The 15,888-nt window shown below is 56.3% G+C and carries 12 protein-coding genes; 10 read left to right on the forward strand and 2 right to left on the reverse strand.

What is annotated here, in order from left to right:
- Nucleotides 1-121 precede the first annotated feature (121 nt).
- The 3 genes from C814_RS07130 to glyA all read left to right on the forward strand — a co-directional run bounded on the left by C814_RS07130 (nucleotide 122) and on the right by glyA (nucleotide 4,057).
- Nucleotides 122-1,123, forward strand: coding sequence for a lipoate--protein ligase (locus C814_RS07130; protein WP_016314955.1), 1,002 nt, complete (start codon nucleotides 122-124; stop codon nucleotides 1,121-1,123).
- A 176-nt stretch (nucleotides 1,124-1,299) separates the two neighbouring features.
- Nucleotides 1,300-2,697, forward strand: coding sequence for a dihydrolipoyl dehydrogenase (gene lpdA, locus C814_RS07135; RefSeq protein ID WP_016314956.1), 1,398 nt, complete (start codon nucleotides 1,300-1,302; stop codon nucleotides 2,695-2,697).
- A gap of 109 nt (nucleotides 2,698-2,806) precedes the next feature.
- Nucleotides 2,807-4,057 (forward strand): serine hydroxymethyltransferase, encoded by a 1,251-nt coding sequence (gene glyA / locus C814_RS07140; RefSeq protein ID WP_016314957.1) that lies wholly within the window; start codon nucleotides 2,807-2,809, stop codon nucleotides 4,055-4,057.
- A 149-nt stretch (nucleotides 4,058-4,206) separates the two neighbouring features.
- Here the strand turns inward: glyA and C814_RS07145 are convergent, their stop codons facing one another.
- Together C814_RS07145 and C814_RS07150 are read right to left on the reverse strand one after the other, a co-directional pair.
- Nucleotides 4,207-5,145, reverse strand: a complete 939-nt coding sequence (locus tag C814_RS07145) for a methyl-accepting chemotaxis protein (protein WP_016314958.1) — start codon at nucleotides 5,143-5,145, stop codon at nucleotides 4,207-4,209.
- A 13-nt stretch (nucleotides 5,146-5,158) separates the two neighbouring features.
- The gene (locus C814_RS07150) at nucleotides 5,159-6,214 is read right to left on the reverse strand and encodes an FIST N-terminal domain-containing protein (protein ID WP_016314959.1); all 1,056 of its coding nucleotides are present in this window, start codon (nucleotides 6,212-6,214) and stop codon (nucleotides 5,159-5,161) included.
- A 245-nt stretch (nucleotides 6,215-6,459) separates the two neighbouring features.
- Between C814_RS07150 and C814_RS07155 the strand changes: the two genes are divergently transcribed.
- The 7 genes from C814_RS07155 to C814_RS07185 all read left to right on the forward strand — a co-directional run bounded on the left by C814_RS07155 (nucleotide 6,460) and on the right by C814_RS07185 (nucleotide 15,796).
- Nucleotides 6,460-6,837 (forward strand): MmcQ/YjbR family DNA-binding protein, encoded by a 378-nt coding sequence (locus C814_RS07155; RefSeq protein ID WP_016314960.1) that lies wholly within the window; start codon nucleotides 6,460-6,462, stop codon nucleotides 6,835-6,837.
- 316 nt (nucleotides 6,838-7,153) lie between these two features.
- A complete protein-coding gene (locus C814_RS07160) occupies nucleotides 7,154-8,251 on the forward strand; it encodes a M20/M25/M40 family metallo-hydrolase (RefSeq protein ID WP_016314961.1) in 1,098 nt (365 codons plus the stop codon).
- Between the two features lie 95 nt (nucleotides 8,252-8,346).
- Nucleotides 8,347-9,570 carry a DUF3798 domain-containing protein gene (locus C814_RS07165; protein WP_016314962.1) on the forward strand — a complete coding sequence of 408 codons (1,224 nt, stop codon included), beginning with the start codon at nucleotides 8,347-8,349 and terminating at the stop codon, nucleotides 9,568-9,570.
- A 215-nt stretch (nucleotides 9,571-9,785) separates the two neighbouring features.
- On the forward strand, nucleotides 9,786-11,399 hold the full coding sequence (locus tag C814_RS07170) for a sugar ABC transporter ATP-binding protein (RefSeq protein WP_016314963.1): 1,614 nt from the start codon (nucleotides 9,786-9,788) through the stop codon (nucleotides 11,397-11,399).
- Nucleotides 11,392-12,492: an ABC transporter permease subunit gene (locus tag C814_RS07175; RefSeq protein ID WP_016314964.1), complete on the forward strand. Its 1,101-nt coding sequence runs from the start codon at nucleotides 11,392-11,394 to the stop codon at nucleotides 12,490-12,492. The genes C814_RS07170 and C814_RS07175 overlap by 8 nt, the downstream gene beginning before the upstream one ends.
- Nucleotides 12,485-13,951 (forward strand): ABC transporter permease subunit, encoded by a 1,467-nt coding sequence (locus C814_RS07180; protein ID WP_016314965.1) that lies wholly within the window; start codon nucleotides 12,485-12,487, stop codon nucleotides 13,949-13,951. The genes C814_RS07175 and C814_RS07180 overlap by 8 nt, the downstream gene beginning before the upstream one ends.
- A gap of 72 nt (nucleotides 13,952-14,023) precedes the next feature.
- Nucleotides 14,024-15,796, forward strand: a complete 1,773-nt coding sequence (locus C814_RS07185) for an aminopeptidase P family protein (RefSeq protein ID WP_016314966.1) — start codon at nucleotides 14,024-14,026, stop codon at nucleotides 15,794-15,796.
- Nucleotides 15,797-15,888: the final 92 nt, after the last annotated feature.

Genomic DNA, 15,888 nt, shown 5'->3' on the forward strand with positions numbered 1-15,888 from the left:
AAGGGGACCATGTCCTAAGAGGCATTTTTCGAGTTATTTGCTGCTCCAAAGGCGGCAAGAGGGTGCTTTTTCACTGGTAAAAAGCACCCTTGTTTCAAAATAAAAGAAAGCAGGGAAACGGATGATAGAGCGGATTTATCTGGATGAAACCGGAAATACCCTGCCTTACAGAAACCTTGCGCGGGAAGCCTGCCTGCTCGAAGCGGTGGGGGTGGGGGAGTGCATCCTCTACCTGTGGCAGAACCAGCGGACGGTGGTGATCGGCAGGAACCAGAACGCGTGGAAGGAGTGCCGCATGGAACAGCTCGAGGCAGACGGCGGGCATCTGGTCCGCCGCCTCTCGGGCGGCGGCGCGGTTTACCACGACCTCGGCAACCTTAATTTTACCTTTCTGGTGCGCGAGGAGGATTATGACGTCAGCCGGCAGCTTGAAGTGCTGGTCGGGGCGGTCAACCGGCTGGGAATCCACGCCGAAAAGACCGGACGCAATGATGTCACAGTCGATGGGCGCAAGATTTCGGGCAATGCGTTCTATCGCGCGGACGGGCACTGCTATCATCACGGCACCATCCTGATCGACGTGGATAAGGCCAGCCTGTCGGCCTATCTCAACGTTTCGGCGGCAAAGCTGCGGTCGAAAGGGGTCGATTCGGTGAAAGCCCGGGTCGCCAATCTCACAGATTTCCGCCCTGGTGTGACGGTCGAGCAGGTGCGGCAGGCACTGGCCGGGGCGTTTGGGGAGGTCTATGGGCTGTCCCCGGAGCGATTCCCCGAGGAACGGCTCGACCGGGCGGTGCTTTCCCGACAGGAGGAGACCTTCCGCTCGTGGGATTGGCGGTTCGGACGAAAAATCCCATTTACCAGCGAGCTTTCGGAACGGTATGATTGGGGGGAGGTCTGCCTGCAATTTGCGGTCAACGGCGGGATCGTGACCGATGTGCAGGCCTATTCCGACGCGATGGATCAGGAGCTGGTTGCCGCGCTGCCGGGGCTTCTCAAGGGGTGCCGGTACGGTGGGGCGCCGCTTGCGGAGGCGGTGGGGCAGCTCCCGCAGCCGGACAGCGGTGCAGAACGGATGGTGCAGGACTTACAAAGGCTGCTCGTGGAGCGGTGCACCGGTTAGAGCCGCCTAGGACGGCTGTTGACGCGGGCCGCAGGCGGCTTACTTTCTTCTGTGGGGCATATTCACCGGTGAATGGCCGTTTGCAGGGGGCAAAGGGGATTTTTGCAGCAGAAAAAGCCTGCTCGCACGAGATACGGAACAGGTCCTTAGAGCAAACCGAAAGAGAGGAACAGGAAATGGCAGAGCAATATCAACTGGTTGTCATCGGCGCAGGGCCGGGGGGCTATGTGGCGGCGATCCGAGCGGCACAGCTTGGGCTGCGGGTTGCGGTGGTGGAGGACAGGGCGGTGGGCGGCACCTGCCTCAACCGCGGATGCATCCCCACCAAGGCGCTGCTCCATTCGGCGGAGCTGCTCGAGCAGATCCGCGCGAGCGAGCGGTTCGGAATCCGGGCAGAAGGGGTTTCCTACGATTTCCCAGCGATCCACGCCCGGAAGGACGAGGTGGTTTCCCAGCTTGTGAGCGGGATCGAGGGGTTGTTTCAGGCAAATAAAATCACGCTGGTGCGCGGGAAGGCGCTTGTAGAGGATGCCCGGACTGTCCGAGTGGGGGATACCGTCCTTGAGGCCGAAAACATCCTGATAGCGACCGGTTCCGAGCCGGTGCGGCCGCCGATCCCGGGGCTGGAGCTGCCCGGGGTAGTCACGAGCGACGCGCTTTTGACCGGCGGCGGGCAGGATTATAAACAGCTGTTGATTATCGGCGGCGGCGTGATCGGAGTCGAGTTTGCGACGGTTTATGGTGCGCTCGGCTGCGAAGTTACAATCGTCGAGGCGATGGATCGGATCCTCCCCACGATGGACAAGGAGATTTCCCAGAACCTTTCGATGATCCTCAAACGGCGCGGGGTGAAAATCTTTACCGGCGCGCGGGTCGAGCGGATCGAACAGGCGGAAGGCGGGCTTACGTGCACCTTTTCTGTCAAGGGCAAGGAGCAGGCCGCGCAGGCGGAGGGTGTCCTGGTTTCGATCGGGCGGCGCGCCAATACCGAAGGGCTGTTTGCGCAGGGGCTGGACCTGCATCTTGAACGGGGGGCAATCCCGGTTGACGAGCGGTTTGAAAGCTGCGTCAAGGGGATTTATGCGATCGGTGATGTGGTGAAGGGCAATATCCAGCTTGCGCATGTGGCGTCGGCACAGGGGCTGCATGTGGCGGCTGTGATCGCGGGAGAGCAGCCCTCGACCGACCTCTCGCTGGTCCCCTCCTGCATCTACACCAACCCGGAGATCGCCTCGGTCGGCATGACCGAAGCCGACGCAAAGGCGGCAGGCATTCCGGTCAGGACAGGGAAATTCATCATGTCCGCGAACGGAAAAACAGTCATCGAGATGGCTGACCGCGGGTTTATCAAGGTGGTATTCGACAGCCAGACCAACCGTCTGCTTGGCGCACAGATGATGTGCTGCCGCGCAACCGACATGATCGGTGAACTCTGCACCGCGATCCGGGGCGGTATGACTCTCGAGCAGCTCGCGTCGGTGATCCGCCCGCATCCAACCTTCAACGAGGCGGTGACCGAAGCGGTCGAAGATGTGCTGGGCCATGCGGTGCACGCAGCCCCAAAACGCAGATAAAATGATGCTGCGGCATTGACAGGGAGCGTAATCCGTCGTATGATAGACCCATCCCATATGAGGCGGGGCGGATGTACCGCACAGAAAACCGAGTTAGGAGGAATTTCTTATGGTGAACGAATGGATGGAATTCATCAGCAAATACGATCCGGAGGTCGGCGGCGCGATTGAAAAAGAGTGTGGACGTCAGCGCCGCAATCTGGAGCTGATCGCGTCTGAAAACATCGTCAGCGAGCCGGTCATGGCGGCGATGGGCACTGTCCTGACCAATAAATACGCAGAGGGCTATCCCGGCAAGCGGTATTATGGCGGCTGCGAATGCGTTGACGTGGTGGAAAACATCGCGATTGAGCGTGCAAAGAAGATTTTCGGCGCTGGATACGCCAACGTCCAGCCGCATTCGGGCGCACAGGCGAATATGGCGGTCTATTTCGCGCTGATCCAGCCCGGGGATACGGTCATGGGCATGAACCTTGCGCATGGCGGACATCTCACCCACGGTTCCCCTGTCAACCTGTCGGGCAAGTACTACCATTTTGTGCCGTACAGCGTGGATGAGGAAACCGGTTATATCGACTATGACAAGGTACTCGAGATCGCGAAAGAGTGCAAGCCCAAGCTGATCGTTGCGGGTGCGTCGGCCTATCCGCGCGAGATCAAGTTCGACCGGTTTGCTGAAATCGCCAAGGAAGTCGGAGCCTATCTGTTTGTGGATATGGCGCATATTGCGGGCCTGGTCGCCGCTGGGCTCCATCAGAGCCCGATCCCCTATGCCGATGTGGTGACCACCACCACCCACAAGACCCTGCGCGGCCCGCGCGGCGGACTGATCCTCTGCCGTGACGAGGAGTTCGGCAAGCAGTTCAATAAGGCGATCTTCCCAGGCACACAGGGCGGCCCGCTGATGCACATTATCGCGGCGAAGGCGATCAGTTTCGGGGAGGCGCTCCAGCCCTCGTTCAAGGAATACCAGCAGCAGATTGTGAAGAATGCTGCCGCATTGGCCGATGGCCTGTGCAAAGAGGGATTCCGGCTTGTTTCGGGCGGCACCGACAACCATCTCATGCTGGTCGATCTGCGGGATATGGGAATCACCGGCAAAGATCTGGAGAAACGTTTGGACGAAGTGTATATCACGGCCAACAAAAATGCAATTCCCAACGATCCGCAGAGCCCGTTCATCACGAGCGGAATTCGTGTCGGGACTCCGGCAGTTACCACCCGCGGCCTGAAAGAGGATGAGATGGCACTGATTGCCAAATATATCCGGATGACGGCAACCGAGTTCGAGACCAAAGCGGATGAAATCCGCGCAGGCGTCACCGCAATCTGCGAGAAGTATCCGCTCTACACCGATTAAAAAGCAGTCAGGCGCCTTTTCCCCGGAAAAGGCGCCCGTTATCCTGTTTTAGCCGTATCGGGCGAAACTTCTAGAGGCAAGCAGATTTCAAATAAAAAACAGAAGCCGGTTGATTCCAGTCAACCGGCTTCTGTTTTTTCAGGCTTCCGCTATTCCTCTACGATGGGAGGGATCTGCGAAATCATATTGTCAATATCCTCAAACATGGCGCTTTTGGTCGTGCCCAGGGTGCTGGCCCGCTCGATATGCTTCATGACCTCCTGATACCGATCCTTGATCCGTTCAAAGAAGCTGCGGACAGCCGAGAGGGATGTCTGGGATTTTTCAATTACACCGGAAATTTCGCTCTGGACAAAAGCAGCGCCATCCGCCGCTTTGATAATCCGATCGAACATTTCGGATGTCTCCCGGACTTTTTCCACGCTCTCGCCCAGCGTCTGCTGCGAAGTGACGATGCTGTCGTTCAGCCGGTCAGTACCATGCTCCACCGCTTTGACACTCGAATCCACCTCTGCGACCAGGCCTTTGATTTCGTCCGCCAGCTTTTTTACCTCTGTGGCAACGACCGCAAATCCCTTCCCCTGTTCCCCTGCCCGGGCCGCCTCGATGGATGCGTTGATGGCAAGAATATTGGTCTGATCAGCAATGGAGATGATTTTGCTCATGCACTGTTTGATCTTTTCCATGTCCCGCTGCAGATCGGAGAAGGTGCTGCCCATCTCGCCGAAATGGGTTTCCACCTGCTGAGAGACATTTTTCAGATCTTCCACCTCTGTCTGCGCCTGAAGCACCGACTCGGAAATCTCTGTTTTTACAGTTGTGAATTCATCCGAAACCTGGCTGATACTCGCAAAATGATTCCCGAAATCCTCCAGCCTGGACTGGAAATTTTCAGTTTCCCCCAAAACGCTGTTAAAGGAGCTGCTGATCAGCCCCAACTCACGGAGGGAATCCACTTCCTTTTTGGCAAGTTCCTGCTGATAGTCTTTCAAACTGTTGGTTACATGGATCAGCGGATATAAATTTTTCTCTGCCCGCGCCTGTTTGCGCGGCGGTTTCTGCCCCGGGCTTTTTTTCAGAAAGAGCATCTCTCTTCCCCCTTCACTCAAATACAACGCAAGACATCGACTGGTTTATAAACTGGTTGTTAAAATGTTCCCCATACCCCACGAGTCCGGCATGGCTGCCCAGCGTACCCATCTCCTTCAGGTATTCCTGCATATAGTTATCCTCGCTGAACAGCTTGTAACGGAACAAACAGTTGATCGAAAAGACAGCCGATATTCTGGAGAAGTCCTGACGGATCGCGCGGATGGTGTCTTTTACAATGGCCCGGTAATCTCCCAGCTCCAGCAGGGCAAGAACATCCGAATCATTCACCTGCCGGAAACAGGCCAATGCGCTGCCATTGACCTCTTTGATGGAAACGATGCAGGTATCGCCCCCATTGAGCTTCCCAAACGGGTTTTTGAATGTCTGTGTCAGGATTTCCTGTTCGCTCACGTGGAGAATCCGCTGGTAGACCTGCTTCGCGGGCTGTCCGTTCAATGCCCCGATTATGTATTTGGACTTGTCGGTTGCGGAGGCAATGAACCGGTAGTTGCCCATCTGGTGGTAGATGTTCTCTTTATAGGCTTTTATCTTCCCATGGTTGTTCCTGACCAGCGCATAAGCAACCGCGTCTTCGTAGATCTGGCCGTTTGCCGAAACCTTTCCGCCATCTCCGGTCCCACCTACCAAGGAAATGTGCAGGGGCTTCAGGACGGTATAAATAGTAGTCAGCACACAAGCGTCGTTCCCTGAGCAGAAATCCAGGCAGATAGTGTCCTTTTGCGACGCGCTTACCATTCTGACATCCCGCTGCAGCCGTTCAATGTATTTCACCGGCATGGTGGACACCTGCTCCAGCACATTGGCTACAGCGCTTACACCTTCGCAGAAGGCAACCACGCCGACACCCTTTTCCACGACTTTGGTATCATAGCTCATGCCAATGCATCCGATGCTTGGGACACGGGGATAGAGTCTTTCCAGTTCCTGTACATGTGTTTCGAACTGCTCTTGATTGGACATCAACAGAATCAGCTGTGGATTTTGCAGCCCCCGGACGGCCTCTTTCAAGTCTCCGCGCTGGCTGCTCCCAAAAAACTGTTTCATTGCGGTTCTCCTCTCCTGCGTTGCGTATAATTTATGAATGAAAGAATCATAAAATCCTGACTTTTAGAGGATGTTTATCCTATTGTATGATCGTAAAAAAGTCCATCTTGCATTATACTCCGATCCTATTACATGGTCAAGAGTTTCCTTTCTATACAGAGAAAATTTGGTGGTATGGCTGCGGCGTTATGCTGGACATTTTGGAGCCGATCCGATAAAATGATGAAAAACAGGAGGGATGCAGGATGGATTTTAGAAGTCCGGACCGAGATGCGGTTCTGAACCATGCGGAGGAGGCGTTCGGGGATCAGCCGGAATATCTCTGGATGAAATTCCCTCGGGACGCCGTTTTGAGGCACCGAGACAATGCGAAGTGGTATGCACTGGTTTTGGAGGTTCCCAGATGTAAAGTTGGTCTGGAGGGAGAAGGTATGGTGGATATTCTGGATGTCAAATGTGATCCGATCCTGATCGGCTCGCTGTTGCATGAGCGTGGGTTCCGGCCGGCCTACCATATGAACAAAGCCAACTGGATCACGATTTTGCTGGACGGTTCCCTTCCTGAGGATCAGGTTTTCGACCTTCTGCACCTCAGCTTTGAGCTGACTCGAAAAAAACGCTAGCCCTGCTGGAGGACCGGAAATCCCTGCATTTTCCCGAAAAAGCGGATTTTTTTGCCATCGCATATTATAAACCCAAATTATTTGTGGAATATGACGGTTTGTTCCTTCTAACAAATACATAATTGGCAAAATTGTTCTTTTATAGAGTACGCTCTGGAGAGAAATATGTGAGAAATATTAGTGAAGATTTTGTTGGAAGTTCTCTTTTTCAGAAAATGGAGATAGACAACATCGCTTTGATGTGATAAAATAACTCATCATAAACAAACAGTGAACAGAATGTAACAAATTTTTCCGGGAGAGAAGGAACCGTCTCATGAACAAACAGCGCTTACTCGACCGCTTTTTACGCTATATTAACTGTCCCAGTGAATCCGGCAGCGAACGCAGTTTCTGCGAGCTGATCGAGCAGGAGCTGTCTGCGCTTGGCCTTGAGGTCAAACGCGGGGAGGTTGGAGAAAAATGCGGCTCCAATGGTTTTAACCTTTATGCGTTTTTGCCCGGCGATGGGGAACCGCTGCTTCTTTCCGCCCATCTCGATACCGTATCCCCTGGTGTGGGAATCCGCCCGGTGATCGAAGACGGGGTAATCCGTTCGTCGGGCGACACGATCCTCGGTGCGGATGACAAGTCTGGTGTTGCCGCCATCCTCGAAGCGCTCGAGACGCTTCATGAAGGCGGGCTGGCTCATCGGCCGGTTGAGGTGCTCTTCTCGATCTGCGAGGAGCTGGGTCTGCTCGGCGCGAAATATGCCGATTACAGCCTTTTCCACAGCAAACAGGCGATTGTTTTCGACTCAAGCGCAAACGGTGCGGTCGTCAACCGTTCGCCAGCCAATGTGGTTTTGCATATTGCTTTCCAAGGCAAGAGCGCCCATGCGGGCGTCGCCCCTGAACAGGGAATTCATGCGCTCAAGGCTGCGGCTGAGGCGGTTTCACACATTCCCTGCGGGCATGTGGATGAGCTGACCGTGATGAATGTGGCGAACTTCCTCGCGCCGGGCAAAACCAATGTTGTGCCCGCGCAGGCATCCTTTGATATGGAGATCCGCTCGTTTGAAGAGGAAACGCTTCAAAAGCATCTGCGTGAGACCGAACAGGCGGTCAAAGATGCCTGTGAAAAGTTCGGTACACAATATACGCTTTCGCTCGACCGTCATTCGGACGTACTTTATGTGCCGGAGGACTGCAAACTGGTGACCGACCTGTTTGAGGTTTACCGCAGGCTGGGTGCCGAACCGTTCTGCAAAAGCACCTACGGCGGCTGCGATGCCACCTGGCTGTTTGCCAATGGGATCGACGCGGTGAACGTCGGAACCGGCATGACCAATGCGCACAGTACGAGTGAGCTGATTGCGGTCAGCGACTTGGAGCGTACCGCCAGCCTTGTGGTTGAGATGCTCACCAAGACCTGATTGTGGATGGTTTCTGCGCGAGCCTGTTATGGGAAAAGGGTTTGCGTTTGAAATAAGTGCATACGCACAAAAAGCATTAAGGAGGAATAAAACGAATGAAAAGAAGACTGATGTGTCTCGCACTCGCTGCGTTGATGACGATTAGTGCAGCAGGATGCCGTGGTTCTGAGCCGGCGGCGTCCTCTTCCGCTCCGGCAGCGCCCGCGGCTTCTAGCGAAGCTCCGGCAGAGTCCTCGGGCAGTGAGGCTCCGGCAGCTCCGGCGGAAAACTTCAAGATCGGTATCATCACTGGCACTGCTTCGCAGGGCGATGAAGAGATCACCCAGGCGAACAAGATGAAAGAAAAATACGGTGATATGATCGTTACCTCGACCTATCCCGACAACTTTGACAAGGAGACCGAGACGGTTATCTCCAACGCGGTCGCAATGGCTTCCGACCCGGATGTCAAAGCGATTGTCTGGTGTCAGGCGATCCCCGGTACTTCTGCGGCGATCGACAAGGTGCGTGAGACCCGCCCGGACATGATCTTCATTGCGGGTACCCCTGGCGAGGACCCCGGCGTTATCGACCCGAAAGCGGACATCGTTCTGCAGGTTGACGAGCCGGGCTGCGGCATCACCATCCCGCCCCAGGCTGCAAAGCAGGGCGCAAAGACCATGATCCACTACTCGTTCCCGCGCCACATGAGCTATGCCCTGATCGTTGCGCGTCACGAGAACCTCAAAAAATACTGCGCTGAGAACGGCATCGAGCTGGTTGACGTGACCGCTCCCGACCCGACCGGCGACTCCGGTATCACCGGTGCACAGCAGTTCATCCTTGAGGATGTTCCGCGCCAGATCGAGAAATACGGCAAAGACACCGTGTTCTTCACTACCAACTGCGGTATGCAGGAGCCTCTGATCCGTAAGGTCTTTGAGGAAGGCGCGATCTACACCCTGCAGTGCTGCCCGTCCCCGTTCCATGCATTCCCGGCTGCCCTGAATATCGACATGTCCGGCCATGAGGCGGATGTCAGCTACATGATGGAGCAGCTCCAGGCCAAAACTAATGAGGCTGGTATGCAGGGCCGTGTTTCCACTTGGGGCGTTCCCTGCAACATGCTCTTCATCTCCGCCGGCGTTGAGTACGCTAAGAAGGTCCTTGAGGGCAAGACCAATGGCGTTGTCCTTGATGACGCTGTCCTGCGCGAAACCATTCAGGAGTGCGCGAATGAGTTCACCGAGGGCATGGAGATGACCCTTGTCAACCACGAGGAGAATGGCGCTGCCGTTAAGAACCACTATCTGGTTACTGCAGACTTCGTCAACTTCTAATCCAGCAACAATGCGGGCTGCAACCCGCTGAAAACAAGTGTGCAGCTCCGTTGGCTTGCTTCCGGCATGCCGGCGGAGCTGTGTTTGTTTTTGTTTCCCATTTGCATACCTGTCCATGCGAGGGGAACGCTTTTTAGGACGGGCTGCCGGGATGTTTCCGGCTGTCGGGCTACGAACAAAACAGTTTTTTCTGATATCATAAAGGGGGTATAGGATTGGACCCTACCCGTTACATCCTGAAAATGGAGAACATAGTCAAAGAATATTCCGGCAACCGAGTCCTTAAAGGAGTCAACCTGAGCGTGCATCCTGGCGAGATTCATGCGCTGATGGGGGAAAATGGTGCTGGAAAATCCACCTTAATGAACATCCTGTTCGGTATGCCGGTCATTCATGGGACCGGAGGGTTCGAGGGAAGCGTTGAGGTGAACGGTGAGAAGGTTACGATCGACACGCCGCTCAAGGCGATGGAACTGGGCATCGGTATGGTGCATCAGGAATTTATGTTGATCCCTGGGTTTACCGTCACAGAGAATATCAAGGTGGGGCGCGAGATCAGCCATCCCACCCTCCTCAGCCGGCTGGCAGGCCGTTCGATGGAGCTGCTCGATTTCGACATGATGGCGCGGGACGCCCGCAAGGCGCTCAAGACGATCGGCCTCAAGGTGGATGAAAACAGCCTTGTTAAGGGAATGCCGGTCGGTTACATGCAGTTTATCGAGATTGCCCGCGAGATCGACAAGACCGGTATCCAGCTGCTTGTGTTCGACGAGCCGACCGCTGTGCTCACTGAAAGCGAAGCCGCGCGGCTGCTTGATGCGATGCGCACAATCGCTTCGCAGGGGATCGCGATTATCTTCATCACCCACCGTCTGGACGAGGTCATGGAGGTTGCCGACAGCATGACCATCCTGCGGGATGGAGAGTTCGTTGCGCGCAAAGAGATTGCGGGCAGCAGTGTGGTCGAGATTGCGGAACTCATGATCGGACGCAAGGTAGAAAAGCTGGTTGACGATACCCTCGAGGACAGCCGCACGATCAAGGAGGATGACCTCGCGGTGCGGCTGCGCAACTTCCAGGTCGCAATGCCGGGAGAAGCGGTCAAAGGGGTTGACCTCGACATCCGCAAAGGCGAGATTTTCGGGATCGGCGGGCTGGCCGGTCAGGGTAAACTGGGTATCCCCAACGGGATCATGGGGCTTTATCCGGCCGAAGGAGAAGTACAGATTTTCGGGGAAACCCTCAACCTCAAGCGGCTGGGAGAGGCGCTCAACCACCGGGTGGCGTTTGTCTCGGAGGACCGGCGCGGTGTCGGCCTTCTGCTGGAGGAGAGCATTGAGCAGAATATCGTCTTTTCTGCGATGCAGGTCAACAACAAATTCCTGAAAAAATACGGCTGGTTCCGTCTCTATGACAGCAAACAGGCGCACGAATGGTCGGAAGAGATGGTCAAGCGCCTGGACATCCGCTGCACCGGCATCAAGCAGGCGGCGGGACGGCTTTCGGGCGGAAATCAGCAGAAGGTCTGCCTTGCGCGGGCGCTTACCCTCGGCCCGGATGTGCTGTTTGTCTCGGAGCCGACCCGCGGTATCGACATCGGCGCGAAAAAGCTGGTGCTCGAATATCTGGTTAAACTCAACCGGGAGGAAGGGATGACGGTCATCATCGTCTCATCCGAGCTGGTCGAGCTGCGTTCGATCAGCGACCGGATCGCGATTATCTCGGACGGCAAACTCGCCTGCATCCTCAAACCGGATGACTCGGATGCGGAATATGGGCTTGCGATGTCCGGCGCATACAAGAAGAAAGGGGGCGGAGCGCATGCGTGACAATGTCAAAGGGGTTGTGCGGCAGGTCGGATTGCCCCGTATCATCATTGGCGGATTTTTCCTGCTGCTGTTGTTCACAGCCAGCGGATTTGGCATGGATCTGATGCAGATTGTGAGCGACATCATCCGCCGCTGGGGTATGTATGGGGTGCTTGCGCTCGCGATGGTGCCGGCGGTCCAGTGCGGCATCGGCCTGAACTTCGGTATCTCGATGGGTATTGTCGGCGGCCTGCTCGGCGGCCTGATTGTCATTGAGTGGAAGATTGCTGAGATGCCTTCCCTTGTGGCCGTCCATCCGCTCTTTGCCATGTGGGTCGCGGTCCTGATCGCTATCGTGATCGGCGTTGTCCTTTCCACTGGCATCGGCTGGCTCTATGGATTGCTGCTCAACCGGGTCAAAGGCTCGGAGATGACGGTTACCACCTATGTTGGCTTCTCGATCATCGCCTTTATGAACATCGCGTGGACGATACTGCCGTTCAAAAGCGGGGAGCTGATCTTCCCCAATGCGGGCGAAGGTCTGCGCAACACCATCTCGCTCGCGTCCTCCTATAGTGGAGTCATGAACAATACCTTGAAATTTTCGATCAATCTGCCGTTCGGCAAGGTCGAAATTCCCACTGGGCTGCTGCTCTTCTTTTTCCTGATGTGCCTGCTGGTTTGGCTGTTTATGCGTTCCAAAACAGGGGCGGCGATGAGCGCGGCGGGTGCAAACCCGATGTTTGCACAGGCTTCGGGCATCAATGTCAACCGGATGCGGTTGATCGGGACCACCCTTTCCACAGTGATTGCCGCGGTGGGAATCCTCGTCTATGCACAGGGGTTCGGATTCATGCAGCTGTATAACGGCCCGATGATGATGGGCTTTACCTCGGTTGCGGCGGTGCTGATCGGCGGCGCATCTGCGACCCGCGCAAAGATTTCGCATGTTCTGATCGGTACTTTCCTCTATCAGGGCATTATGGCGCTGGGACTTCCGGTCATCAACCTGTTTATCCCCGAGGGAAACCTCTCGGAGGTCATGCGGTTGATTATCTCGAACGGAATCATCATCTATGCGCTGGCCCAGACTGGAGGTGAGAGCCGTGACTAAAAACAAAATTACCACGTTCCTGTTCGAAAACAAGGTTGTTGTCCTGTTCGTATTCCTCTGTATTGGCGGCACCATTGCTTCCGGGCAGTCGATGAACTTTGTTGTGAGCGAGCTGTTCACCCGTATTGCACGCAACAGCTTCCTTGTGCTCGCGCTGATTATCCCGGTTCTTGCGGGGTTGGGACTCAACTTTGGTATTGTCATCGGCGCGATGGCGGCACAGATCGCGATCTTCTTTACCACCCATTGGGGGTTCACGGGTGTCAGCGGCTTTTTGCTGACTGCGTTGCTCTCCACCCCTCTGGCAGTCTTTTTTGGCTACCTCGTGGGTAAGCTGTTCAACAACATGAAGGGCGCGGAGATGATCGGCGGCCTCGTACTTGGCTACTTTACCGACGGCCTTTACCAGCTCTTCTTCCTCTTCATTCTCGGCGGCGTGATCCCGATTGACAATCCCAAGCTGATGATTTCCACTGGGGTCGGCGTCAAGAATACGATCGACCTCAAGGACACGATCAAGTACTCGCTGGATACGGTCCCGATGCTGACCATCATCGAATTCGGGTTCTATATTGCGGTTGCTGTGACGGTCATTTCGGCGGTCGTCAAGCTGGCCAAAAAACAGGAGGTCAACTGGAAACGGACAGCGGTCTCGCTGGTTGGACTGGTGGTGGTCTATGCGTTGACCTTCATCCCGGCTGTCGAGCGGTTCCTCTCGTCCGACCGTCTGCGCCTGCTCAATGCAGTGGAGCTGGCCTGTTTCGGGACGCTCATCTGGCAGGCTGTAAAGTTTGCGCTCTGCAAGATGCGTAAAACCGACTGGCCCCGCAACCGCGCAATCGCGGCCTGCATCGCGGCAGCGCTGCTCTATGCGCTGACCTATGTGCCCGCGATCTATAATGTGCTGGTCTATGTGCAGCTTCCGGTGCTGACCTATCTCTGCATTGCCGCACTCTGTTTCTTCAACACTGCGCTGATGAAAACCCGGCTCGGGCAGAATATGCGTACAGTAGGACAGAGCCGCGTTGTGGCAAATGCTGCGGGCATCAATGTTGACCGGACCCGCATTATTGCGATGATCTTTTCGACCGTCCTAGCGAGCTGGGGCCAGCTGATCTTCCTCCAGAACGTCGGTACCTTCTCTACCTATGGCGCACATACCCAAGTCGGACAGTTTGCGATCGCGTCTCTGGTGGTTGGCGGCGCTTCGGTACAGAAGGCCACCAATAAACAGGCGATTATCGGCGTTATCCTGTTCCACACCCTCTTCATCGTTGCGCCGCTGGCTGGTAAAGAGCTGTTCGGCAACGCGATGATCGGTGAATATTTCCGCGTGTTTGTCTCGTATGGCGTTATTGCGATGTCCCTCGCGATGCATGCGTGGAAAAAGGTCGTCAAACCCAGACTCGAAGCGAACGCTGCGGCAGGTGCTTCCCCGGCGGGAGAGGCGGCACAGTAAAAAAGGTTCAAAAAACTGTTTGGCCGCCGGGTGTGCAGATGCGCCCCGGCGGCTGTTTTTGGAGGGATTTTTATGTCAGACCGGTTGCTTGCGGCGCTGCGCGCACAGATGGAATCCTGTGGCGTGGATGCGTATATCGCCCCAAATTCAGATTTTCACGCATCGGAATACATCGGTGAGGCGTTTAAGACGGTGCGCTTTTTGACTGGGTTCACCGGCACAACCGCAACGCTTGTGGTACTGCCTGACCGGGCGGCGCTCTGGACCGATGAGGGTTATTTTTTGCAGGCAAAGCAGGAGTTGTCGGGAAGCGGGATCACCCTGTTCCACACCGGACATTCGGACAGTCCGACGGTTGCGGATTACCTGAAAGAGGGGATGCCGGCGGACGGCCTGCTCGCCGGGGATGGGAGGACCCTCACCGCGCGGCAGGCGCTTGAACTGCTCGATTCGCTCGGCGGGCAGGCGCGGTTCCTCGACCGCGACCTCGCAGGGGAACTTTGGAAAGACCGTCCGCCGCTGCCCAATGCGCCAGTCTGGGTGCTGTCCGAGCGGTACGCCGGAGAGCCGGCGGAAAAAAAGCTCGCATGGCTGCGGGAGCAGGTTGCTGCCCGCGCGGACGCGCACCTTATCGCGACCTTGGACGACATTGCATGGCTGCTCAATCTGCGCGGGGGAGACATCGCCTATAACCCGGTTGCGCTCGCTTATCTGGCAGTACTGCCCGACCGCGCGCTGCTCTTTATCGACCCTGCGAAGCTGGATGCACAGGTGCGGGCGCATCTCGACCGGCTGGGTGTTGAAGTCCTGCCCTATGAGGCAGCGCAGGAAACGGTGGAGCAGGTGCTTTCGGGGAAACGGGTCCTGCTGATGCCGGAGCGGGTCGGCTACGCATTTTATCTGCGGCTCGAGGCGGCAAAGGCACAGATCATCGAAGGGGAAAACCCGTCGATTCTGCGAAAATCGGTCAAAAACGCGGTCCAGCTGGAACATCTGCGGCAAGCCCACCAAAAAGACGGGGTCGCGGTGACCAAGCTGCTCTGCTGGCTGAAAACCGGTATGGAGGGCGGGCACCCCACCGAAGCACAGATTGCGGAGAAGCTCGACACGCTGCGTCTCGGGCAGGAGGGCTGCCTGGGGCCGAGCTTTATCACGATCAGCGGATTTGGAGCGCATGGGGCGATCGTCCATTACCATGTGACGCCCGAAAGCGATGTACCGGTCGAGCCGGATGGACTGCTGCTGCTTGACTCAGGCGGACAATATCTCGAAGGCACCACCGATTTGACCCGTACTGTCGTGATCGGTTCCGCCACTGCCGAGCAGAAACGGTGCTTTACCCTCGTCCTACAGGGGATGCTCAACCTTTCGGCAGCGGTTTTCCCGATTGGGGTGTGCGGACGGCATCTGGATGTGCTCGCACGCGGCCCGCTCTGGTCCAATGGACTGGACTATGGGCATGGTACTGGGCATGGGATCGGTTCCCTGCTCTGTGTGCATGAACCGCCGATTGGATTCAACTGGCGGATCACTGCCCGCAACGATACCGCCCCTTTCGCACCTGGCATGGTGGTGTCGGATGAGCCGGGAGTCTATCTGCCCGGCCGGTTTGGGGTGCGGCTCGAAAATCAGCTTGCATGCCGCGAAGCGGAGACAGATGGATTCCTGCGGTTTGAGACGCTGACCCTCGCACCGATCGACCTGGACGCGGTCGATCCATCCCTGCTCGACGCCCGTGGGCGTGAACAGCTTAACGCCTATCACAAGCGGGTATACGAACAGATCGGCCCGTTCTTGACCGAGGAGGAACAGCATTGGCTCAGAGAAGCGACCCGCCCGATCTGACCACCGCATGTAGAACCTGTTCCGTACAGCGATGGGGGAGGGGCAGTCCATTCAAGAGGGCTGCGAAGAAATAAAACGCTTTGTGGGTCTGT

Source organism: Anaerotruncus sp. G3(2012), from assembly GCF_000403395.2.
Taxonomy (GTDB): Bacteria; Bacillota; Clostridia; order Oscillospirales; family Ruminococcaceae; genus Anaerotruncus.